The sequence below is a fragment of the Achromobacter sp. ACM02 genome, assembly GCF_014851605.1.
Lineage (GTDB): Bacteria > Pseudomonadota > Gammaproteobacteria > Burkholderiales > Burkholderiaceae_B > Achromobacter > Achromobacter aegrifaciens.
This window is the reverse complement of record NZ_JACUZY010000039.1, coordinates 1-240: the sequence shown is the minus strand read 5'-3', so window position 1 is coordinate 240 and position 240 is coordinate 1. Positions and strand designations below refer to the sequence as shown.

General features: G+C 66.7%; 1 protein-coding gene. It reads left to right on the top strand.

All coding sequences use genetic code 11. The features are described 5' to 3' along the window. Positions 1–240, top strand: a 240-nt coding sequence (locus IB258_RS30275) for a hypothetical protein (protein WP_225590575.1), incomplete at both ends; no start/stop codon positions are given.

Here is a 240-nt window from a genome sequence, read left to right as displayed (position 1 = left end):
AGGATGGGACGGCCAAGAACCACACCGCCGGCGACGACTCCGTCACCGACAAGTTCACCGTCACCGTCACCGATGCGGCCAACCAGGTCAAGTCTGACGACCTGGTCGTGCTCATCACCGACACCGCGCCCGAAGCCAAGCCCGACACCGCTTCCGTCACGGAAGACACCGCACTGACCGCCTCCGGCAACGTCATCACCGGCACCGGTGCCGACACCCTCGGCGCGGACGTCACCAACG